Raw genomic sequence first — 17,117 nt, 5'->3', positions numbered from 1 at the left:
GATACTCCTATCCCACTCCGCCGACCAAGATGGCCTGGCCATTGAGGTACGCACTCTCTCGTGCGCCGAGAAAGACCGCCATGTCGGCGACATCGTCCGGCGAGATCGGCCGCGGCATCGCCGCGCGCCGGGCGAGATAACCGGCGACCGCGCGGATATCGACGTCGAATCCGCCGAAGTACTCCCGGCTGACGCCGCTTTCGGCCAGTGTCGGGCAGATCGCATTGACGCAGATGCCGCGCCGGCCGACCTCCTGCGCGACGCTGCGGGTGAAGCCGATCACCGCCGCCTTCGCCGTCGCGTAGGCGACTTCGTCGGCGCCGCCGGTCAATCCGAGGGCTGAGGAGACATTGATGATCCGGCCGGTGCGGCGCGGCAGCATCCGGCGCACCGCCTGCCTGGTGCAGTAGAAGACGGAGTCGAGATTGACCCGGAGCATCCGGTGCCAGTCGGCGTCGGTGTGGAAGACCAGCGGTGAGCGCAGGGCGCTGCCCGCGTTGTTGATCAGCACGTCGATGCGGCCGTACGCGTTGTCGGCCTGCTCGAACAGCGTGCCGACCTCGGCGGGTTCGGTCAGGTCGGCGGCGAACGCGGTAACCGGTACGGCGGCAACGGCTTCGACCGCCTTCACGGTCACCCGCAGCCGCGTTTCGTCGAGATCGGGGGGGACGAGCGTCGCGCCCTCCCCGGCGGACCGGATGGCGATGGCCGTGCCGAAGGCGCCCGCCGCCCCGGTCACCACGGCTACGGAGTCGGCGAGCCGGTTCATGTGCGTACTCCTTCGGTCCCCGCGAGCAGCACGTAGGCGACGGCATAGTCGCCGTCGTGACTCAATGACAGTGCGGCACCGGTGATGCCGAGCCGTCCGGCGCGCGTCATCAGGCGGTTGTGCAGCAGCAACCGTGGTGCGCCGGTCGAACGGCAGACCTCGATATCGCGCAGCCGCCTGGTCGCCGGCGGCAGGCCGAGGCCGACGTGCAACGCCTTCAGCGTCGCTTCCTTGGCACTGAACCGAACGGCGAAATGCGGTGCGGGGTCCCGGAAGGCGGCGCAGTAGGCGATCTCCGCGGGCCGGAACACCCGTTCGGCGAACGTGTTTCCCGCGGCGAGCAGTGTGCGCACCCTGGCGACCGCGGCGATATCGACGCCGACCGTCATCGCCGTCGCGCCCGAGATCGCGGGCAGCAGAACGGATGCCGTGGTCATGGCCGTTGCTCCATGTCGTGGGCGGCGGCGGATCTACCCGCGCCGACAGGCGACCCGTAAAGGCGTTCCACGGCTTGCCGATAAGCCAGGTTGAGTCCGATGACGGCCCGCTTCTTCACCGCGGACTGCGGGCCGGGCACCGGGTCGGCGCCGACGTAGCGACGCAACCGCTGGCGGGTCACCGCACGGGAATAGGTAGTGGTGTAGAGGTATTCGAGGCCGTCCTCGAGTTGTGCCACGGTCATCGCGACCGGTGCGACGGACGCGCGCAGGTGCGAGGGCCCGTCCGGACCGGGGTCGATCATGCGCCCTTCGCGCAGATGTTCTTGGTACAGCGGCACTCCCGGCCCGCTGCCCAGCGGATTGAAATGGCAGACCTCGATCTCGTTATCGACGACGAACTCCAGGGTCCGTTCGAACACATCCGGTGTGTCGCCCGCGAAACCGAACACGAACGAGCCGATCACCCCGATACCCGCGTCGTGCAGGCGAGCGATGAGCGCGCGGTAGTCGGTCGGCCTGCTCCAGCTCTTGTCCGACGAGATCAGATTCTCCGGCCGCACCGACTCCAGGCCGATGAATACGAGCATGCAGCCCGCCCGCCCGGCGGCCTGCGCCAAGGACTCGCGCTGCGCGATGGTGATCGTCGCCTGGCTGCCCCACAGCACCCGCAGGGGTTCGAGCTCGGTGAACAGTGTGCGCGCATAGCGGGGATTCCCGACGATGTTGATATCGGAGAACTGCACGAAATCGCCGGTGCGCGCCTCGATCTGGGCGAGCACTTGGTCGATCGGCCGGGTACGGAACGACTCGTGGTGGAACCGCGTTTCGATGCAGAAGTTGCACGAGAACGGGCACCCCCTGGTGGCCTCGACCGGGAAGACGTAGTCGTGCGGCGGTAGGTGCTCGGGACCGTATTGCGGCAGCGTCGCCAGGTCGACCGGCCCGCCCAGGTAGCAGGGCCGCAGCCGGCCGCGGACCGCATCCGCGAGCACCTGCGGCCACACCTGCTCGACCTCGCCGCGGATGATCGCGGCGGCGCCGATCCGCTCGGCCTCGGGGGCATAGCTGGGGAAGTAACCATCGATGACGACCGGCGTGCCCAGTTCGCCGAAACCGTGCGCCAATTCAGCGGTCCGGCGTTCACCGAAGAACTTCGAGGTGACGGCCACCAGGTCGACCTCGGCGAAGGCGGCAAAATCGGTGATGGGCGTGGCGTTCTCGTCGATCACCGTCACGCGGTGCTCGGCCGAGGTCATGGCCGCGCGGTAGCCGAGGTTGACCGGAACCGGATTGAGCATGCGGTTGCCGTAGATCACGCTCTTGTCCCGGACGTCGGGGTTCACGAACAATACGTGCATCTGCGCCGATCCCATCCTCAGACTGGTGCCATCGAGTCGTCGTCGGCGCGGCGCACCACCAGGCTGCCGTTCTGTCCGCCGAGGCCGAACGAGTTGGTCAATGCCACTTCCACCGGCAGCCGCCGCGCCTGGCCGGGCACATAGTCGAGGTCGCATTCGGCATCGCGATGGCGATAGTTCACCGTGGGCGGCACGGTGGCGGTGCGCACGCTCAGCACGGTGCTGATGAACTCCACGGCACCGCAGGCGGCGATGAGGTGCCCGGTCATCGATTTGTTCGCGGTGACCGCGAGTCGTGTTGCGCCGCTGCCGAAGACCTGTTTGATCGCGATGGTCTCCACCCGGTCGTTCAGGACGGTCGCGGTGCCGTGCGCGTTGACCAGCCCGACCCGGTCCGGGCGTACGTGCGCGTCGGCCAGGGCCGCGCGCATCGCCAGTGCGGCGCCCGCGCCGTCGGGATGCGGCTCGGTGAACCGGTGCGCGTCGAGCGATCGGCCGAAGCCGGCGACCTCGGCGTACCAGGGCGCCGACCGGCGGCGGGCGTGCGCCTCGGTCTCCAGCACGACCATGCCCGCCCCCTCACCGACCACGAAACCGGTTCGGGTGGCGTCGAAAGGCCTACCGGTCCGGCCGGGGAGGTTGTCGGTAGATGGTGCGCCGAGCGCGACGAGCCCGGCCATGCCGAGCGGGTTGATCATGGAATCCATTGCGCCGCATAGCACTACATCGAGGCCGCCGCGCCGGAGCAGCCGGAACGCGGTACCGATGGCGTGCGCGCCCGCCGCACAGGCCGAGGTGATCACCGTGGTCGGCCCGGTGATGCCGAGGTGTTCGGCCAGCAGCCCGATCACCAGGTCCTGGGGATCACGGATCAGCGATACCGGATCGATCGTCGACCGGTCGGCCAGGGGAGTGGGCAGCCGGAACCGGCCGTCGTCGTCGAGATGTCCGGCGATGTCGGCCATTCGGACCAGGCCGAGTCCCGCGCCGATCACCAGGCCGACCCGGTCGGCCACGATCGGCCCGCCCGCCGTGGTCAGGCCGCTGTCGGCCAGTGCCATGGCGCAGGCGGCGAGAGCGAAGCGGGCCTGCCGGTCGGCGCGCAGTTCGACGGGGAAGGGCCCGTCCCAGTAGTCGTGCACCTCGAAATCGCTGACTTCGGCGGCGATTCGGGTCGGCAGCGCGGAGGCGTCGAACAGCGTGATCGGTGCCTCGCCCGAGGTGCCCGCGACGAGGTTGTCCCAAAATCGGCGGTAGCCGAGTCCGATCGGGGTCACCGCGCCGAGCCCGGTCACCACCACCCGGTTCACGGGGTCACCGGCTTGGTGGGTACGGCGCGGATTCGATCGAGCGGCCAACCGGAGTAGTACCGGAACCGGTTTTCCTCCGCGGCGACCTCGGCCGGGTCGTGGATGTCCTGCAATACGTAGTTCAGCCGGGCGATCCGCGCCACGAGCACGCCCTCGTCGTACGCGGTGCAGCTGAGCTGCGCCCAGCGTTTGCTCAGGCCGAGCATGCAGGCCTCGACCCGCATCGCGCGCCCTGGCGGCAGCTCGCCGACTATCTCGGCCCGATCGATGAGGCACAGAAAGGCCGACACGGTGAAGTCGGTGCTGAAATGGACCAGCCAGCCCGCGACCTGGGCCATCGACTCGAGTAGCAGCGAACCGCTGAGCAGCCTGCGGCCCGCATAGCCGTCGCTCAAATGGTCCTCGGTGAGCGACACATGTTTGACCGCGATCATGGATTCGCCTTTGGTCGCCTCCAGCACGCGGTCGTAGAGCAGGAATCGCATCAGGCCCCCTTCGCCTCGAACGCGCCGAACACGACGCACTCGCTCTGTCCGCGGAACCCGGCGCCGAGACATGCGACGGCATCGCCGGTACTGATTCGGCGCGGACGGCCGCGTACCAGGTTGAGGCCCGAATCCAGTTCGGGATGACGGAGATTGGTGATCGCGGGCAGGTACCGTTCGACCAGGCTGTGCACCGCGAAGACGCTGTGCAGCGGCAGCGCGGCGGCCAGCAGATGACCGGTGGCGCCCTTGGTGGACGTCACGGGGACAGCGGCGGCGTGCCTGCCGAGTACCGCGCTGATCGCGGCCGCCTCCACCGCATCACCGGACGGTAGTCCTGACGCGTCGGCGTACACACCGGCGAGCCGGTCCGGCGTCAGCGCGGCATCGTCGAGTGCGGTGGCGAGCGACTGTTCGATGGCCTCGCGGGGTGGGTGTGGTTCTCCGCCGGGCGGCACGCCCACGGCAGCACCATGGCCGAGCACCTCGGCGAGAATGTGCGCACCCCGGTCCCTGGCGTGCGTGAGCGTCTCCAGTACCAGTACCGCTGCGCCCTCGCCGGGCACGGTACCGGTGCGGTCCCGATCGAACGGCTTGCACGATCCGGCGGCCGGATCGGTGCTCTCCGCGACGATGCCGAGGTAGAGAAAGCGTTGCAGGGCCGAGAGATTCAAGCGTGGGCTCACCCCGCCCGCGAGCATGACCTGCGCGTCGCCTTCTTGCAGCATGCGCAGCGCCGCACCGATGGCCTGCCCGCCCGCCTCGCCGAACGGGCTGAACGAGGCGTTCGGCCCGTGCAGCCCGTACTGCATGGCGATCTGGCAGAGCGTGGCGTTGTTGAGCATCACGATCGAGACCATGGGGGAGATGGCGCGCCAGCCGGTGCGGCAGAACCGTTCGATGTCGAAGCCGATCGGATCGTGCAGGGAGCGCCGTGCGGCGAGTTCCAGATCGGCGATGTCGTAGTCGATCATGGTGACCCCGAGCGTGATTCCGGTCGCGTCGGCGTCCACGTTGCCCCGGTGGATCTTCGCCGACGTCATGGCCTGCCCGGTCGCGGCGAAAGCCATGTGCGTGTGCAGGCGCATGGCGCGGGCGGCCTTGCGGTCGCTGATCCAGTCGCGCGGGTCGATCCCGTGCACCCGCCCGGCGGCGAGCGGCCGCTCGGCGCTCTCGCCCAGATTGATGTCCTCGGCGAGCCCGTGCAGTGCGCGGACGCCGGATGCGCCGCGTAGCAGCGCGTTCCATTGGATACGCGGCTCGTTGCCGAGCGCCGACACCGCACCGACACCGGTGACCACCACGCGTTCACCCATGGCCGTTGCCGTCCGCTCGGCCGGGCCACCGGCGCAGCACGATGCTCGCGTTCTGTCCGCCGAACCCGAACGAGTTGCTCATCGCGACCTGAACCTCCTGCGCGCGACTGGTATTCGGCACATAGTCCAGATCGCAGTCCGGGTCCGGGAATTCGTAGTTGATGGTCGGCGGCACCAGCCCGGTGCGGAGCACGTGCAGGCAGGTGACGCATTCGATGGCGCCCGCGGCGGCGATCGAGTGACCGATCATCGACTTCTGCGAGCTGATCGGAATCGAGGTCGCCCGGTCGCCGAAAACCTTGTGCACGGCCCGGGTTTCGGCGCGATCGTTGATCAGCGTCGAGGTGCCGTGCGCACTGATGTAGTCGATGTCCTCGGCCCGGAGCCCGCCGTCGATGAGGGCGCCCGACATCGCCAGTACGGCGCCCTCACCGTGCGGCGGGCTGTCGGTGATGCGGTAGGCATCGCAGGACGCGCCGTACCCCGCCACCTCGGCCAGCGGTTCGGCGCCGCGCCGCAGTGCGTGCCCGAGCTCCTCCAGCATCACGAAGGCGGCGCCCTCGCCCATCACGAAGCCGCAGCGCCTGCGGTCGAACGGCCGGCTCGCCGCGGCAGGCTGGTCGTTGAACCGGGTGGCCAGCGCGGTGAGCAGGTCGAACGACGAGATACCGAGGAAGGTGAGCAGCGAATCGCAGCCGCCCGCCAGCACCGCGTCGGCGTCGCCCTCTCTGATCCAGAGCGTGGCCTCGCCGATCGCCTGGGTGCCCGAGGCGCAGGTCGCCGACACCGTCATGGTCGGCCCGGCCGCGCCGCAGACACTGACCAGCGTGGCGGCCGCGGCGTTCTTGCGCATGCTGTGACGTTGCGCGGCCAGCAGACCGATGAACTCTCGTCCGGGACCCGTTGTGCCGGACGTGAATTCCCTGCTGCGAAGCAAGCCGTCCAGTGCGTCGATATCGTACATCTGACCGGACGTCCCGACGCACACCCCGAACCGCTCGGCGGGCGTATCCGTAAGCCGCGCCCGATGTTTCGCGGCGGTCCCCGCCGCGAGCCCGAGCTGTACCGCACGCGGCGCAGTTTTCGACAACTCCTCGGCGCCGGTCAGATACCCGGCCGACTCCGCCGCGGCGAGAAAACCGTCACCGACCTCGGCCCCGACCTGGGAGCCGAGGCCGGAGGCGTCGAACCGGGAGATGGTGCGAACTCCGGAGCGACCATCGACGAAGCCGCGGAAAGTCGTCTCGGCATCCCAGCCGAGCGGCGTCACCATCTCCGCCGCCGTGATGACCACCCGTCGCGTCTGCGCCTCGCCGACCATCGGTCACTCCGCGACGGCGCTGGCCGGTGCGGGTGCGCTCGCCTGGGCGGTCGCGGCTTCCGCTTCCGCCGCTTGCGCGCGGCTCTGCTCGACCAGTCGCGCGACCTCGTCGAGTTCCCGGATCTCCTCGAACCACCGCTGGTTCAGTTCATCACCGGGAATTGCGGTGAGTTCGGTTGCGCAACTGTCGCATTCGGCATGGAACTCGCCGTCGGCATTGCGCACGAAGGTCCGGCTGCCACCACAGACCTGGCACTTTTCCGGGATGGTGTCGAGCAGCCGCTGGCACAGCCCACTCCAGGTCCGCACGGTCCACAGCGCGGCAACGTCCTCGACGCGCATCCCGGGCTCGACCTTGCTCAGGTCGACGCCGAGGAGACGTTCCCGGACGAGATAGGCGCCCAGTGGCGTCAGCCTGCGTAGTGTGTCGACGGCGGCGCCCGCGCCGAACACGTCCTCCGCCTGTTCGTTGAGGTCGTCGCGCGGCACGGAGATGGGCAGGAATTGTTCGAGCCGGAACGTGATGTCCAGGAAGTCGATCGATTCCGCGCCGAGCTCCGGGATCAGCAATTTGTCCGACGTCACGTCGTCCGGTTCGACGGCGAGCGCCAGCGCGACCGCGCTCCGGACGATATCGGAGAGTTCCTCCGAACTCAGCATGGATCCCACGGCGTTCCTCCTCGGATCGGTGTACATGGTGGGTTGCTCTGTGCGGTAACGGGTTCAGCCTTTGGCGGTGAGCCGGGAATAGCGGGCGAGCACGCCGTCGAGGCGTCGATAGAGCTCGTCGACCTCGTCGGTGGTGATGGTGAGCGGCGGGACGATGCCGATGGTGCCGCCGAGACCCTCCGCGCCCTGACTACCGATGATCAGCCCGCTGAGCGCGAGCCGATCCTCGATCACCTGCCATTGCTGTTGCGGGATAGGCTCTTTGGTGGCCCGGTCCTTGACGAGCTCGATGCCCATCAGCAGTCCCGCGCCGCGAATGTCGCCGACGATCGCGTGCTCGCGCAGATTCTCGAACTTGTCGAAGAGGTACTTGCCGGTCTGGCGCACCTGGTCGACGATGCCGTCGCGCTCCATGATGTCGAGGGTGGCCAGCGCCGACGCACAACACAGCGGGTTGCCGTTCGTCGTGCTTCCGGTGGCGATGAAACCGTCGACCGCCGAAAGGAATTCGCGATACACACCGTCGTGCACGACGACGGCGCCGAACGGCAGGTATCCGCTGTTGATGCCCTTGGACAGCGCCATGAAGTCCGGTCGCACACCGAAGTAGTCGGCGCCGAACCACTCGCCGAGCCTGCCGAAACCGGTGATCACCTCGTCGTAGGCGAGCAGGATGTCGTTGCTGTCGCAGATCTCGCGCAGCCGCTCGTGATACTCGCGGGTCGGCACGATGGCGCCGCCGACGCCGAGCGCGGGTTCCACGAGCACGCCGGCGATGTTCGCGGCACCCAGCCGCTCGACCATTGTCTCGACGGCGTCGGCGCACGCGAGCGAGCATGATCCGCCGCAACCAGATTCGCAGCGATACGCGTACGGCGACGGCGCGTGGTGGAAGCCCGGCGTCAGCGGCTCGAACTGTTTCCGGAAGCGGCGGAACGCCGATCCGGTGGCGCTCAGCGCGCCGTAGGTGACGCCGTGATAGGCGCGATCCAGGGCGATGACGCCGAGTTTGGTGGTGTCCTCGCCGAAACGCAGCCGTTGATATTGGCGCATCATCTTGATGATGGTTTCGTTGGCCTCGGAGCCGGTGGTCGCGTAGAAGACGGTGTTCATGCCCTCGGGGGTCACCCGGGCCAGTCGGCGGGCGTACTCGTCGGCGGCCTGGTGGGTAGCGCGTTCGATGGGGAAGTACAGCAGCTTGCCCGCCTGCTCGCGGATGGCCTCGATGATCTCCGGGTGCGCGCCGCCGAGGCTCAGATTGCATAGTCCGCCGAATGCGTTGAGGTACCTGTTGCCTTCGGTGTCCACCACCCACACGCCCTCGGCCGAGGCGATACTGATGCCGCGCCTGCGGAAGCCGCGCATATTGGTGAATCCGTGCCAGAAGGTCGAATCCGACTCCGACGCAATCTGATTCGACATGACACTCCTTGCGTCGGCACTGCGGAAGCGGGCCGGGATGGAAGATGTTCCGGGAGAACCGATTCCCGTCTGAAACGACGATATCCTTGGGTACGGCCCTGTTTCCTCGGCCGAATGGTCACTCCTGTCTCAACGCTTGATGGAGGTCGCCGCGGCGCTCCGCTGAGCATCGAGAGGCGTCGTCGGGGCGGCGGACAGGTTTGCGAGGTCCCATCCGGCGCGGCGGCAGCGCAGGCCCGCCTCGGTGGCTTCGGCGGCGATCGTCCGCATATCGAGTGCCCACCACTGCTGGGTGCTGACCGACTCCCGCACCGTCTGCCCGTCCCGCAGTACCCGGCACGTCGTGGTCAGTTCGATCCGCCCCTCGACGTCGATCGGCCGTGAGGCGAGCCAGATTTCATGCTGTCGCGCACCAAATCTCGCGACACCCACCCGAATCGGCCGGACCGCCCGGTTCGCGGGAAACGGCGCGGCATCCACCACCGCGCAGCAGTCCGGGGCGAGGCGGTCAGCGAGCAACCGCCACAGCCGTCGCCGCTCGTCCGGCGTGAAGTACCCGAGCACGCCACACGCGACCACACCACCGAGCCGGTCGGGCAGGGTCGTGTCCGCGAGGGTGGTCGCTTCGATGGTCACTCGCCGCGCAAGCGCCGGATTCGCCAGGACTCGACTGGCGAGCGCGGCGCGCATGGCGGGCGAGGGTTCGATCGCGAGGATCGGGACCTCGGTGAGTGCGGTGCCGATGATTTCGACCACGAGTCCGGTGCCCGCGCCGATATCCACGATCGGCGAATTCGTTTGTGCCGCAGTGCCCAACGCCTGCGTCAACGCGCTGGTTCGCGGCTTCCAGTAGGGGCGACCGGCGATATCGTAGAACTCCGCCGCGGTGCCGTAGCCGTCGGCCATGGCGGCTCACCGCCCGCCGACGGGTGCCGAACCTACCCGCATACGATGTTCGAGAATCTGTTGCATATTGCGCAGTTCCAGCACGTCACAGGCGTGGAAGAGCGGCCAGAACGACCCGGGCCAGACGCGGCCGCGCCGTGGTGACAGGTGCGGGTACGGGTTCCTCGCGTAGTACGGATGGCGCCAGATCGTCCAGGACACGAGCGCTCCGCTGCGATTCTGCACCCGGCGGGCGGACAGGACGCGGCCGCAGAACACCATCCACAGATCGTCGCCCTGGTCGAACGCCGACTCGTAGTCGACGGTTCCGACCTCGGCATTGCCATGGATGCGCATGTGCACCTTGGTGCCCGGGTCCGTCGCGTCCTCACCCACGTACTGGCCGTCCGGGCCGGCGGGCCGGAAATTGCGCATGCTGTAGGTGAACTCCTCGACGCTGCGGATGTCGAGCAGGTAGTCGTAGAGCACCTCGGGCGGGCAGTCGACGTGCTGATGCACCGTGTACACGTCGTCGTCGGCGCGGCCGCGCAGCTGTTTGGTCAGCGCGACCAGCTGTGCGGTGGCGTCGGTGCGCGAGACGGTCTCGCACCGGAAGAGTCCCGGGATATCGTCCAGCTGCGTCGTTGTCATGGGGGCTCCCTCGGCTCGGTGCGTATCAGATCGGGATGTTGTTCCAGCGGTCGAGCTCGCGGCAGATGACCGGTGTCGGGAAGTAGCGCAGGCCCAGGTCGCGGCAGTGCCGGGCGATCGGCGATTGCAGCATCATGAACTCGCCGAACACTCGGGCCCGGTGCTGTTCGGCATCGACGCGGGGCATGCGGCGCCGGGCGAATCGGGTGAGGGCGATGTCGATGTGCGCGGCGTCGACGCGCACCAGTTCGTCGTCGAGCACCGCCGCCGACTCCATCGCCAGCGACGCGCCGATGCCCGTGGTCGGGACCAGTCCGGCGGCGGCGTCCCCGAGCAACACGATCCGGCCCCGGACCCATTGCGGGACGGTGACTTCCACCAGATCCAGCCAGTCGACCCGATCGGCGTCGGGCAGGGTGCGCAGAATCCAGCCTTCGTCGGAGCGGCGCGGGTCGCTCGGCGGCCACTGCCCGGTGCCCGCCGAGGGGCTCGCGCCGCCGAACGAGCCGGCGATCGCCACGAAGCAGGCGACCCGATCCTGGGTCGGGTACGCGGACATGATGCGCCGCAGTCCCCACGTTTCGTGTAGTTCACCCGGTGGGGTGACACCGCGTTGCGCCCACCACCACCAGAGCCGCCAGCCGAACCGATGTTCGGCGGTGTCGAGTTCGGCTTGTTCGCGGGTGCGGGAGCGGAGACCGTCCGCACCGACGACCAGGTCGAAATCGCGTTCTCTGCCGTCGTCGAACCGGACTCGCACGGTGGAGCCGATCTGGCGCATCCGTTGTACCTCGGTCTCCAGATCGACCGGGGTACCGCCGTTCGCCGACTCGAGCACGGCCAGCAGCTCGGCGCGCGGCGTCACGCGCGGCAAGCCGTTGCGCGCCTCTAGGCGCTCCAGGTCGAAGGTGCGCAGGACCTCGCCGTGCCGATCGTGTACGACATAGCGCCACAGCGGCACGCTGGTGTCGATGAAGGAGTTCCACAGGCCGAGCCCGTGCAGCACGCGACTGCCGGTCGGCCACAGCGTGATCGCCGTTCCGGCGCGGCCGTAACTGCTGATGGTGTCGATCACGGTGGGGCGCAGCCCGCGCTGGCGCAACCGGGCGGCGAGGGTGAGCCCGGCGATCCCGCCGCCGACGATCAGGATTCGCACCGGGTGGCTCCCTGCGGCACCGAAAGCAGTGCTGCGGCAGCACTCTCGCCGGAGCGGCAGCAGGCCTCGAGCGAGGTGCCGAGTAGATAGTCGCCCGCCAGGGCGATACGGGGGAGTGCGGCGGACGCTGCGGTGAGCGTGTCCAGGAAGTCGCTGTAGTGTGGTAGGTAGCCGCAGTACGCCTGCGGCCAATGCCGCACCGCCGCGGCTGTTCTCGGCTGTCGCGCGGTGCCGAGGTGGGTTCGCAGTTGTTGTTCGGCGTCGGTGACCAGGTCCAAGACTTCTGTTTCGGTGGGATCGGTCAATCGGCCGTATCTGCCCGAGAAGGTATACCGGACAATGTTTCTCGTTTCTTTGCCGTAACTCCCTGCGTTACTGCATGGCTGGCCGTCCAGTGCGATGGCGCGGACGTCGGCGGCGAAGACGTTGTGCACGTATCGCACGACCGCGACGGTGGCCGGGAAGTACCGCACCGAGCGCAGAAGGTCGGCGAGCGGTGCGAGTAGCGGCGCTGCGGCGTACGCGGGCGCGGCGACGACGACGGCGTCGTACCGTGCCTCGCTCGGCCGACCGGCCGCGTCGACGAGGTCGAGAACCACGCAATCCTCGGCCTGTGTGATCCGGGTAACTGTTGTCCGGTAGTGGATTTCGACGAACGCGGTGATGCGGGCGAGCAAGGTGGACAGCCCGACCGTCGGCTGCTCGAACTTGTCGAGCAGCATCCCCATATTGGTAGGAAAGTTGCCGTAATAGGCCTCGTCCGGCTCCGCGCCGTTCATTCGGACCGTGATCGGCCGCAGGAAGTGGGCGGTGGTGCGCTTGCCGAAATGTGCGGACAGCGGCCGATCGTCGTGGCGGCCGAGCTTTCTGGCGAGGTCGGAGCCGAGGAACCGGGCCGAGTCAGCCGACCGAACCTTTCGGACGAGGCCGTCGAGGGGGCTCAGATCCCGCCAATCACACATGCGCAGAATGCCGTGCAGCGTCTCGGCTCGGTTGTCGCTGTCCAAGCTGACGAGCCGGCCCGCGACCAGCCGCGAGGTATTGATGCCGAAGGGCTCGTAGCCGGTGCCACCGAGCGAGTCGAGCATGGCCCGGAATCGGGAGTAGTTGCGCCCGATGTTCTTGCCGCCCAGCAGCACCTCGCCGCCGTCCAGGTCGGCGAAGCCGAGGCGGCCACCGATGCGATCCGCGCGTTCCAGTATCTCGACGGTGCGGCCCGCGCGGTGCAGTGCCAGGGCGGCGGCGATACCGGAGACCCCGGCCCCCACCACCGCGATTCGTTCCGGTGTGCTCACCTGGTGCCTCCGTCAGGCGGAGTCGGATTGGTCGAGCACCTCGAAGGTGATGTCGCCGAGCGACTCTCCCGCCTGGTCGAAGGTGACGCGCACCCGATGCCGCCGACTCGGGCCCGGGTCCCCGGAGCCGAGGATGGTGGCACGGCAGCCGGTGACCAGATCTGGCTCACAGAAATTGCCGAAGTCGACCTCACAGCCGACGATCAGGCAGCGGCGCGGATCGGTGCCCCGATGCTCGGACAGCGTCGCCAGGCTCGCCTGCCTGGCCGCCTCGAGCATCAGCATGCCGGGAACGTGATCCATTGGATGGTCGAAGAACACCGGATGGGTCTGGTCGACGACGAGCAGGAACGTCATGGTGTCGGCCTCCGTCGCGATGCCATTGGCGAGCAGGACATTTCGCGGTTGGCCTCGGCCGACCCGGTCCGGTGCGAGCAGCGCCGACGGGTCGACCGGGCGTGCCGGTTCCGGGCTGCGGGCCAGGGTCTTCTGCCGCGCCCGCTCACGAATGTATTCGTAGTAGTGCAGCGGCAGCGGCAGCCACCGTCCGCCGGCCCGCCCGCACTCGTGGCCGTCGACGATGATGCTCACCGGGTGCTGCGCGAGTCGCTCGGAGGTGCGCGCATTGACGATGGTCAGCACGCGCGCGGGCGCAGGCCCGGCACGTAATCGTTCGGGTGCGAATACCTCGATCCGCATGTCGCGGAAGACGAGGAACTGGTTGTCCGGCACATGGACGAAACGGTGCGCCACGTACTCGGTCACCTGCCGGGTGACCTCCATGATCGCGATCGTGTCCAGGTAATCGGGGTTGCCGCCGTCGTTGAACAGCATGTGACTGCGGGGAAGCATGGCCGCGACGGCCCATTCGCGTTTGCCGATGGTCACACCGTCGGTGAGGAAGACCTCGTTCACCGCGGCGCGATGCACCAGGGCACGCGGTACCGTCTGCTCGAAGCTCAACGCCGCCAAGGCCGCTCGGGTGTCGTCCGGCGCGGGGCGGGTGGTCACTGCTGTTTCGTCCACGGTTTCCTCTCGTCGAGGCGCTGTCCGTGCCGCGGCCGATGTCGCACACCGGGCTTCGCGTTTCGAGCTACCGCGAGCGTATCGACGTGACCCGCCCGGATCATCGTGCGTTCGCTGAAGCGATCTCAACGTCTGACCGAATACCGGTGCCGCAGCGGCCGATACGCTCGTGCTGTGCTCGATACCCGGTCCGCCGGCTGCGCGGTGATCTTCCCCGGCCAGGGCGCGCAGCGGCCCGCCATGGGCGAGCGGTGGCGCGACACGGCCCAGTGGCGGATCGTCGGTGAGGTATCCGAATGGACCGGCTACGACATTGCCGAGCTGGTATTGCGGACGGGCGAACAGCGTTTGCGGAATACCGATTCGGCGCAGTTGTCGATCTTCACGATGTCCTTGATGGCGATGGACTATCTGATCGAGCACCGCATGATCGGCCGGGTGCACGCGTGCGCCGGGCACAGTCTCGGGGAGTACACGGCGTTGGTTGCGGCGGGGGCGATATCGGCGCGTGCCGGTGCGCGGTTGGTCGCGGCCCGTGGTGCGGCGATGCGCACGGCCACCGGGCAGCGGCCGGGGACGATGGCGGCGATTCTCGGGGCGAGCGGTGCGGTCGTCGAAGAGTTCACGGCCGCAGCGCGTTCCGACGGCGCGCAGGTGTGGGTGGCCAACGTGAACGGCCCGCGGCAGGTGGTGGTGTCCGGCACGGTCGATGGGGTCGAGGCGGTAGCGCGGGCGGCGCGGGAGTCCCGGCTGAAGGTCGTGCGGATCGCCGTCGACGGGGCATTTCATACGCCGCTGATGGCAGCTGCGGCACCTCAGCTGCGTGCGGCCTTGGACAATGTCGAGTTCCGCGCGACCGGTACGGCGGTGGGCGCGAATGTGGATGCCGGGCTGTAAACCGCCGCTCGGTGGCGCGAGCTGGCCGAGCGGCAACTCACCGCGCCGGTGCGCTGGACCGACGTTGTCCAGACGCTCGTTCGATTAGGGTGTGCGCGGCTGGTGGAGGTCGGGCCGAGCCGGGTGCTGGCGAAATCCATCGGGCGGGGCGAGTGCGCGCCGACCGTACGATATTTCGGCTATCCGGGAGAGCTCGGACCGTGAGCTCATGGTTGCGGATTCCAGCGGGTTATCTCCGAGATCACCAGGTTCTCGGGCATCGCGCGCAGTAGGGCGTTGCGCACCGCGGTGCCGAATCGGGTGCGGCGCAGCATTACCGGGATGAGCCACCGTGACCGGTTCTGCACCGCGTCGACCCGGGTACGGCGTCGTTGCACATAGTGCCGCAATGCATCCGGTGCCCCCGCCGCGTCCACCTTCGAGAGTTCCTCGGCGAGTACGAGAGCCGACTCCATCGCCATCGATGCCCCGACGCCCGCTGTCGGCAGGAAGGCGGCGGCCGCGTCGCCGAGTAACACCACCCGGCCGAACTGCCAGTGCGGCATCCGCAGATCGTCGAGGTCGAAAGCGCCGATCTCGTCGATATCGGCGAGTGCGTCGATCATCCAATCCATCGGGCCCGCAACGCCGTCGAGGCGCTCGCGGAGCTGCTTCGGAGTCGCCGGGGCGCCCGATGCCGGGAGCGCTGCCGCGCACCCGACCGGCCCGGTGGTCGGGTTGTAGCCGAAATATCTTGCCTTGCCCCAGAACTCGTGCGACTCGTCCGGGGCGACACCGGTGCCCGACGTCCACCAGGTCCACAGCCGCAACCCGGTGCGATGCATGGGCACGTCGCCCGCCACGAGTCTGCGCACGCCCGAATCGATGCCGTCGGCCCCGACCACCACGTCGTAGTCGGCGGTCGCACCGTCGTCGAAGGTGACGACGACGTGGTGGTCGTCCTGCTCGATGGCGGTCACGGTTCGTGCCATCCGGACGTCGGTGCCGCCGTCATACGATCCGAGCAACTCGATCAGTTCGGACCGCTTGAGCGCGCGCGGGACGCCGTCGCCGAGGCGGCCGCGGAAGTCGAAGGTTCGCAGTGCGCGGCCGCCGTCGATGTGCGTCGAGTAGGTGTTGATCGGCACCGTGCGCTCGTCGAACTGCCGACCCAATTCGAGATGGTCCAGGACCAGCCGGCCCATCGGCCACAGCGTGATCACATATCCGACGTCGCCGTACCGGGCGACCCGTTCCACCACTGTCGGTTCGATTCCGTTGCGCCGCAACGCCGCCGCGAGGGTCAGGCCCGCGATACCACCGCCGACGATCAGCACCCGTGGCGTGCTCACGGTAGCTTCCCGGGCGAACCGCCGCTGTTCCTATCGGAATCCGCTCTGTTCACTGACGAAACCTTCCGCCGGTACTGACCGCGAGTCTATTTCCGCCGATGCGACCCGATCATCAGCCGAACGTTGATCCCGAGCGACGCCGGGTGCGATTCGTTGAGTACGGCTCAGCTACCGGGGCCTATCAGTAGTCCGCGTGTGGTGCGTGGCGGGCAACAACAGCTTGTTCAGCAGGTAGGCCGCGGCGGCGATCAGCACCGCGGCATCGAGGTAGTGGCAGGCCATCGCACCTAGATACGTCGGGCCGCCCCAGGCGTCGACAGTGAAGTTCGGGTCCAGGCCGGCGAGGACCTGCACACCGATCCGGAACGGGCAGTAGACCAGCACGACCATGGCAGGGACGGCGAGCAGGACGCGCAGTAGAACGCTCGGGTGCCGCGGGATCGCACGCAGCGTGTTCCCGAGCCGGCGCGCCGCAGTGGTGCCGAGGGGAGCGGACACCAGCAGGATCGCGGCCGCAACGCCGCGCCGGCGCAGGATGACGGTGCAGACGGCGGCGGCCAGCGCGAACAGCACCAGGTGTGGCAACCACGCGGACGTGCCGTCGACGGGCGTCTCGAGCTCCGGGGAACGGTGGAGGTAGATCGTGCCGCCGAACACGATGCCCGCGGCCAGAGAGGTGGTGGCGATCGCGACCAGTGGACGCGAGAACTGCATTCGGAGGCCGTCGGCGACGCGCTCGGTGTCGTAGGTGTTCATGCCCCAACTCTGACCCGCTGAACTGCACGT

At 68.4% G+C, this 17,117-nt stretch carries 17 protein-coding genes; 1 reads left to right on the top strand and 16 read right to left on the bottom strand.

Going from position 1 to position 17,117, the window contains the following annotated elements; genetic code table 11:
* Window positions 1–7 precede the first annotated feature (7 nt).
* The 14 genes from DBO33_RS23225 to DBO33_RS42945 form a co-directional block, all read right to left on the bottom strand.
* Window positions 8–769 carry an SDR family NAD(P)-dependent oxidoreductase gene (locus DBO33_RS23225; RefSeq protein ID WP_107656929.1) on the bottom strand — a complete coding sequence of 254 codons (762 nt, stop codon included), beginning with the start codon at window positions 767–769 and terminating at the stop codon, window positions 8–10.
* A complete protein-coding gene (gene acpS, locus DBO33_RS23220; RefSeq protein WP_107656928.1) occupies window positions 766–1,206 on the bottom strand; it encodes a holo-ACP synthase in 441 nt (146 codons plus the stop codon). The genes DBO33_RS23225 and acpS overlap by 4 nt, the downstream gene beginning before the upstream one ends.
* Window positions 1,203–2,567 carry a B12-binding domain-containing radical SAM protein gene (locus DBO33_RS23215; RefSeq protein WP_159080429.1) on the bottom strand — a complete coding sequence of 455 codons (1,365 nt, stop codon included), beginning with the start codon at window positions 2,565–2,567 and terminating at the stop codon, window positions 1,203–1,205. Before DBO33_RS23215 ends, acpS begins: the two co-directional genes overlap by 4 nt.
* A 17-nt stretch (window positions 2,568–2,584) precedes the next feature.
* Window positions 2,585–3,877, bottom strand: a complete 1,293-nt coding sequence (locus DBO33_RS23210) for a beta-ketoacyl-[acyl-carrier-protein] synthase family protein (RefSeq protein WP_107656926.1) — start codon at window positions 3,875–3,877, stop codon at window positions 2,585–2,587.
* Window positions 3,874–4,362, bottom strand: coding sequence for a hotdog family protein (locus DBO33_RS23205; RefSeq protein WP_159080428.1), 489 nt, complete (start codon window positions 4,360–4,362; stop codon window positions 3,874–3,876). The genes DBO33_RS23210 and DBO33_RS23205 overlap by 4 nt, the downstream gene beginning before the upstream one ends.
* Window positions 4,362–5,678 carry a beta-ketoacyl-[acyl-carrier-protein] synthase family protein gene (locus DBO33_RS23200; protein ID WP_107656924.1) on the bottom strand — a complete coding sequence of 439 codons (1,317 nt, stop codon included), beginning with the start codon at window positions 5,676–5,678 and terminating at the stop codon, window positions 4,362–4,364. Before DBO33_RS23200 ends, DBO33_RS23205 begins: the two co-directional genes overlap by 1 nt.
* Window positions 5,671–6,999: a beta-ketoacyl-[acyl-carrier-protein] synthase family protein gene (locus DBO33_RS23195; protein WP_107656923.1), complete on the bottom strand. Its 1,329-nt coding sequence runs from the start codon at window positions 6,997–6,999 to the stop codon at window positions 5,671–5,673. Before DBO33_RS23195 ends, DBO33_RS23200 begins: the two co-directional genes overlap by 8 nt.
* 3 nt (window positions 7,000–7,002) lie before the next feature.
* Complete coding sequence (locus tag DBO33_RS23190) at window positions 7,003–7,659, bottom strand: acyl carrier protein (RefSeq protein ID WP_234391387.1); 657 nt, start codon at window positions 7,657–7,659, stop codon at window positions 7,003–7,005.
* Window positions 7,660–7,722: 63 nt separating this feature from the next.
* Window positions 7,723–9,090: an aminotransferase family protein gene (locus DBO33_RS23185; RefSeq protein WP_107656921.1), complete on the bottom strand. Its 1,368-nt coding sequence runs from the start codon at window positions 9,088–9,090 to the stop codon at window positions 7,723–7,725.
* A gap of 129 nt (window positions 9,091–9,219) precedes the next feature.
* On the bottom strand, window positions 9,220–9,996 hold the full coding sequence (locus DBO33_RS23180; RefSeq protein ID WP_107656920.1) for a class I SAM-dependent methyltransferase: 777 nt from the start codon (window positions 9,994–9,996) through the stop codon (window positions 9,220–9,222).
* Window positions 9,997–10,002: 6 nt separating this feature from the next.
* Entirely contained in the window at window positions 10,003–10,626 is a 624-nt protein-coding gene (locus DBO33_RS23175) for an SRPBCC family protein (RefSeq protein ID WP_107656919.1), read from the bottom strand.
* 25 nt (window positions 10,627–10,651) lie between these two features.
* On the bottom strand, window positions 10,652–11,782 hold the full coding sequence (locus DBO33_RS23170) for an FAD-dependent oxidoreductase (RefSeq protein ID WP_159080426.1): 1,131 nt from the start codon (window positions 11,780–11,782) through the stop codon (window positions 10,652–10,654).
* The gene (locus DBO33_RS23165) at window positions 11,770–13,077 is read right to left on the bottom strand and encodes an FAD-dependent oxidoreductase (RefSeq protein WP_107656917.1); all 1,308 of its coding nucleotides are present in this window, start codon (window positions 13,075–13,077) and stop codon (window positions 11,770–11,772) included. The genes DBO33_RS23170 and DBO33_RS23165 overlap by 13 nt, the downstream gene beginning before the upstream one ends.
* A gap of 12 nt (window positions 13,078–13,089) precedes the next feature.
* Complete coding sequence (locus tag DBO33_RS42945; protein ID WP_159080425.1) at window positions 13,090–14,103, bottom strand: AfsA-related hotdog domain-containing protein; 1,014 nt, start codon at window positions 14,101–14,103, stop codon at window positions 13,090–13,092.
* A gap of 174 nt (window positions 14,104–14,277) precedes the next feature.
* On the opposite strand from DBO33_RS42945, the gene DBO33_RS42940 reads away from it, so the two are divergent.
* Window positions 14,278–15,000 carry an ACP S-malonyltransferase gene (locus tag DBO33_RS42940; RefSeq protein ID WP_159080424.1) on the top strand — a complete coding sequence of 241 codons (723 nt, stop codon included), beginning with the start codon at window positions 14,278–14,280 and terminating at the stop codon, window positions 14,998–15,000.
* Between the two features lie 206 nt (window positions 15,001–15,206).
* Here the strand turns inward: DBO33_RS42940 and DBO33_RS23155 are convergent, their stop codons facing one another.
* Both DBO33_RS23155 and DBO33_RS23150 read right to left on the bottom strand, forming a co-directional pair.
* Window positions 15,207–16,331, bottom strand: a complete 1,125-nt coding sequence (locus DBO33_RS23155; protein WP_107656915.1) for an FAD-dependent oxidoreductase — start codon at window positions 16,329–16,331, stop codon at window positions 15,207–15,209.
* Between the two features lie 168 nt (window positions 16,332–16,499).
* The gene (locus tag DBO33_RS23150; RefSeq protein WP_199856725.1) at window positions 16,500–17,087 is read right to left on the bottom strand and encodes a hypothetical protein; all 588 of its coding nucleotides are present in this window, start codon (window positions 17,085–17,087) and stop codon (window positions 16,500–16,502) included.
* Window positions 17,088–17,117: the final 30 nt, after the last annotated feature.

The organism is Nocardia suismassiliense (genome assembly GCF_900269665.1).
In the GTDB taxonomy this organism is placed as follows: Bacteria; Actinomycetota; Actinomycetes; order Mycobacteriales; family Mycobacteriaceae; genus Nocardia; species Nocardia suismassiliense.
The sequence above is the reverse complement of the archived record's forward strand: the minus strand, read 5'-3'. Positions and strand labels throughout refer to the sequence as shown.

Coding starts and splice junctions, on each gene's coding strand:
- DBO33_RS23225 (WP_107656929.1), bottom strand. CDS start 769: ATGAACCGGCTCGCCGACTCCGTAGCCGTGGTGACCGGGGCGGCGGGC.
- acpS (WP_107656928.1), bottom strand. CDS start 1,206: ATGACCACGGCATCCGTTCTGCTGCCCGCGATCTCGGGCGCGACGGCG.
- DBO33_RS23215 (WP_159080429.1), bottom strand. CDS start 2,567: ATGCACGTATTGTTCGTGAACCCCGACGTCCGGGACAAGAGCGTGATC.
- DBO33_RS23205 (WP_159080428.1), bottom strand. CDS start 4,362: ATGCGATTCCTGCTCTACGACCGCGTGCTGGAGGCGACCAAAGGCGAA.
- DBO33_RS23200 (WP_107656924.1), bottom strand. CDS start 5,678: ATGGGTGAACGCGTGGTGGTCACCGGTGTCGGTGCGGTGTCGGCGCTC.
- DBO33_RS23195 (WP_107656923.1), bottom strand. CDS start 6,999: ATGGTCGGCGAGGCGCAGACGCGACGGGTGGTCATCACGGCGGCGGAG.
- DBO33_RS23190 (WP_234391387.1), bottom strand. CDS start 7,659: ATGCTGAGTTCGGAGGAACTCTCCGATATCGTCCGGAGCGCGGTCGCG.
- DBO33_RS23185 (WP_107656921.1), bottom strand. CDS start 9,090: ATGTCGAATCAGATTGCGTCGGAGTCGGATTCGACCTTCTGGCACGGA.
- DBO33_RS23180 (WP_107656920.1), bottom strand. CDS start 9,996: ATGGCCGACGGCTACGGCACCGCGGCGGAGTTCTACGATATCGCCGGT.
- DBO33_RS23175 (WP_107656919.1), bottom strand. CDS start 10,626: ATGACAACGACGCAGCTGGACGATATCCCGGGACTCTTCCGGTGCGAG.
- DBO33_RS23150 (WP_199856725.1), bottom strand. CDS start 17,087: ATGAACACCTACGACACCGAGCGCGTCGCCGACGGCCTCCGAATGCAG.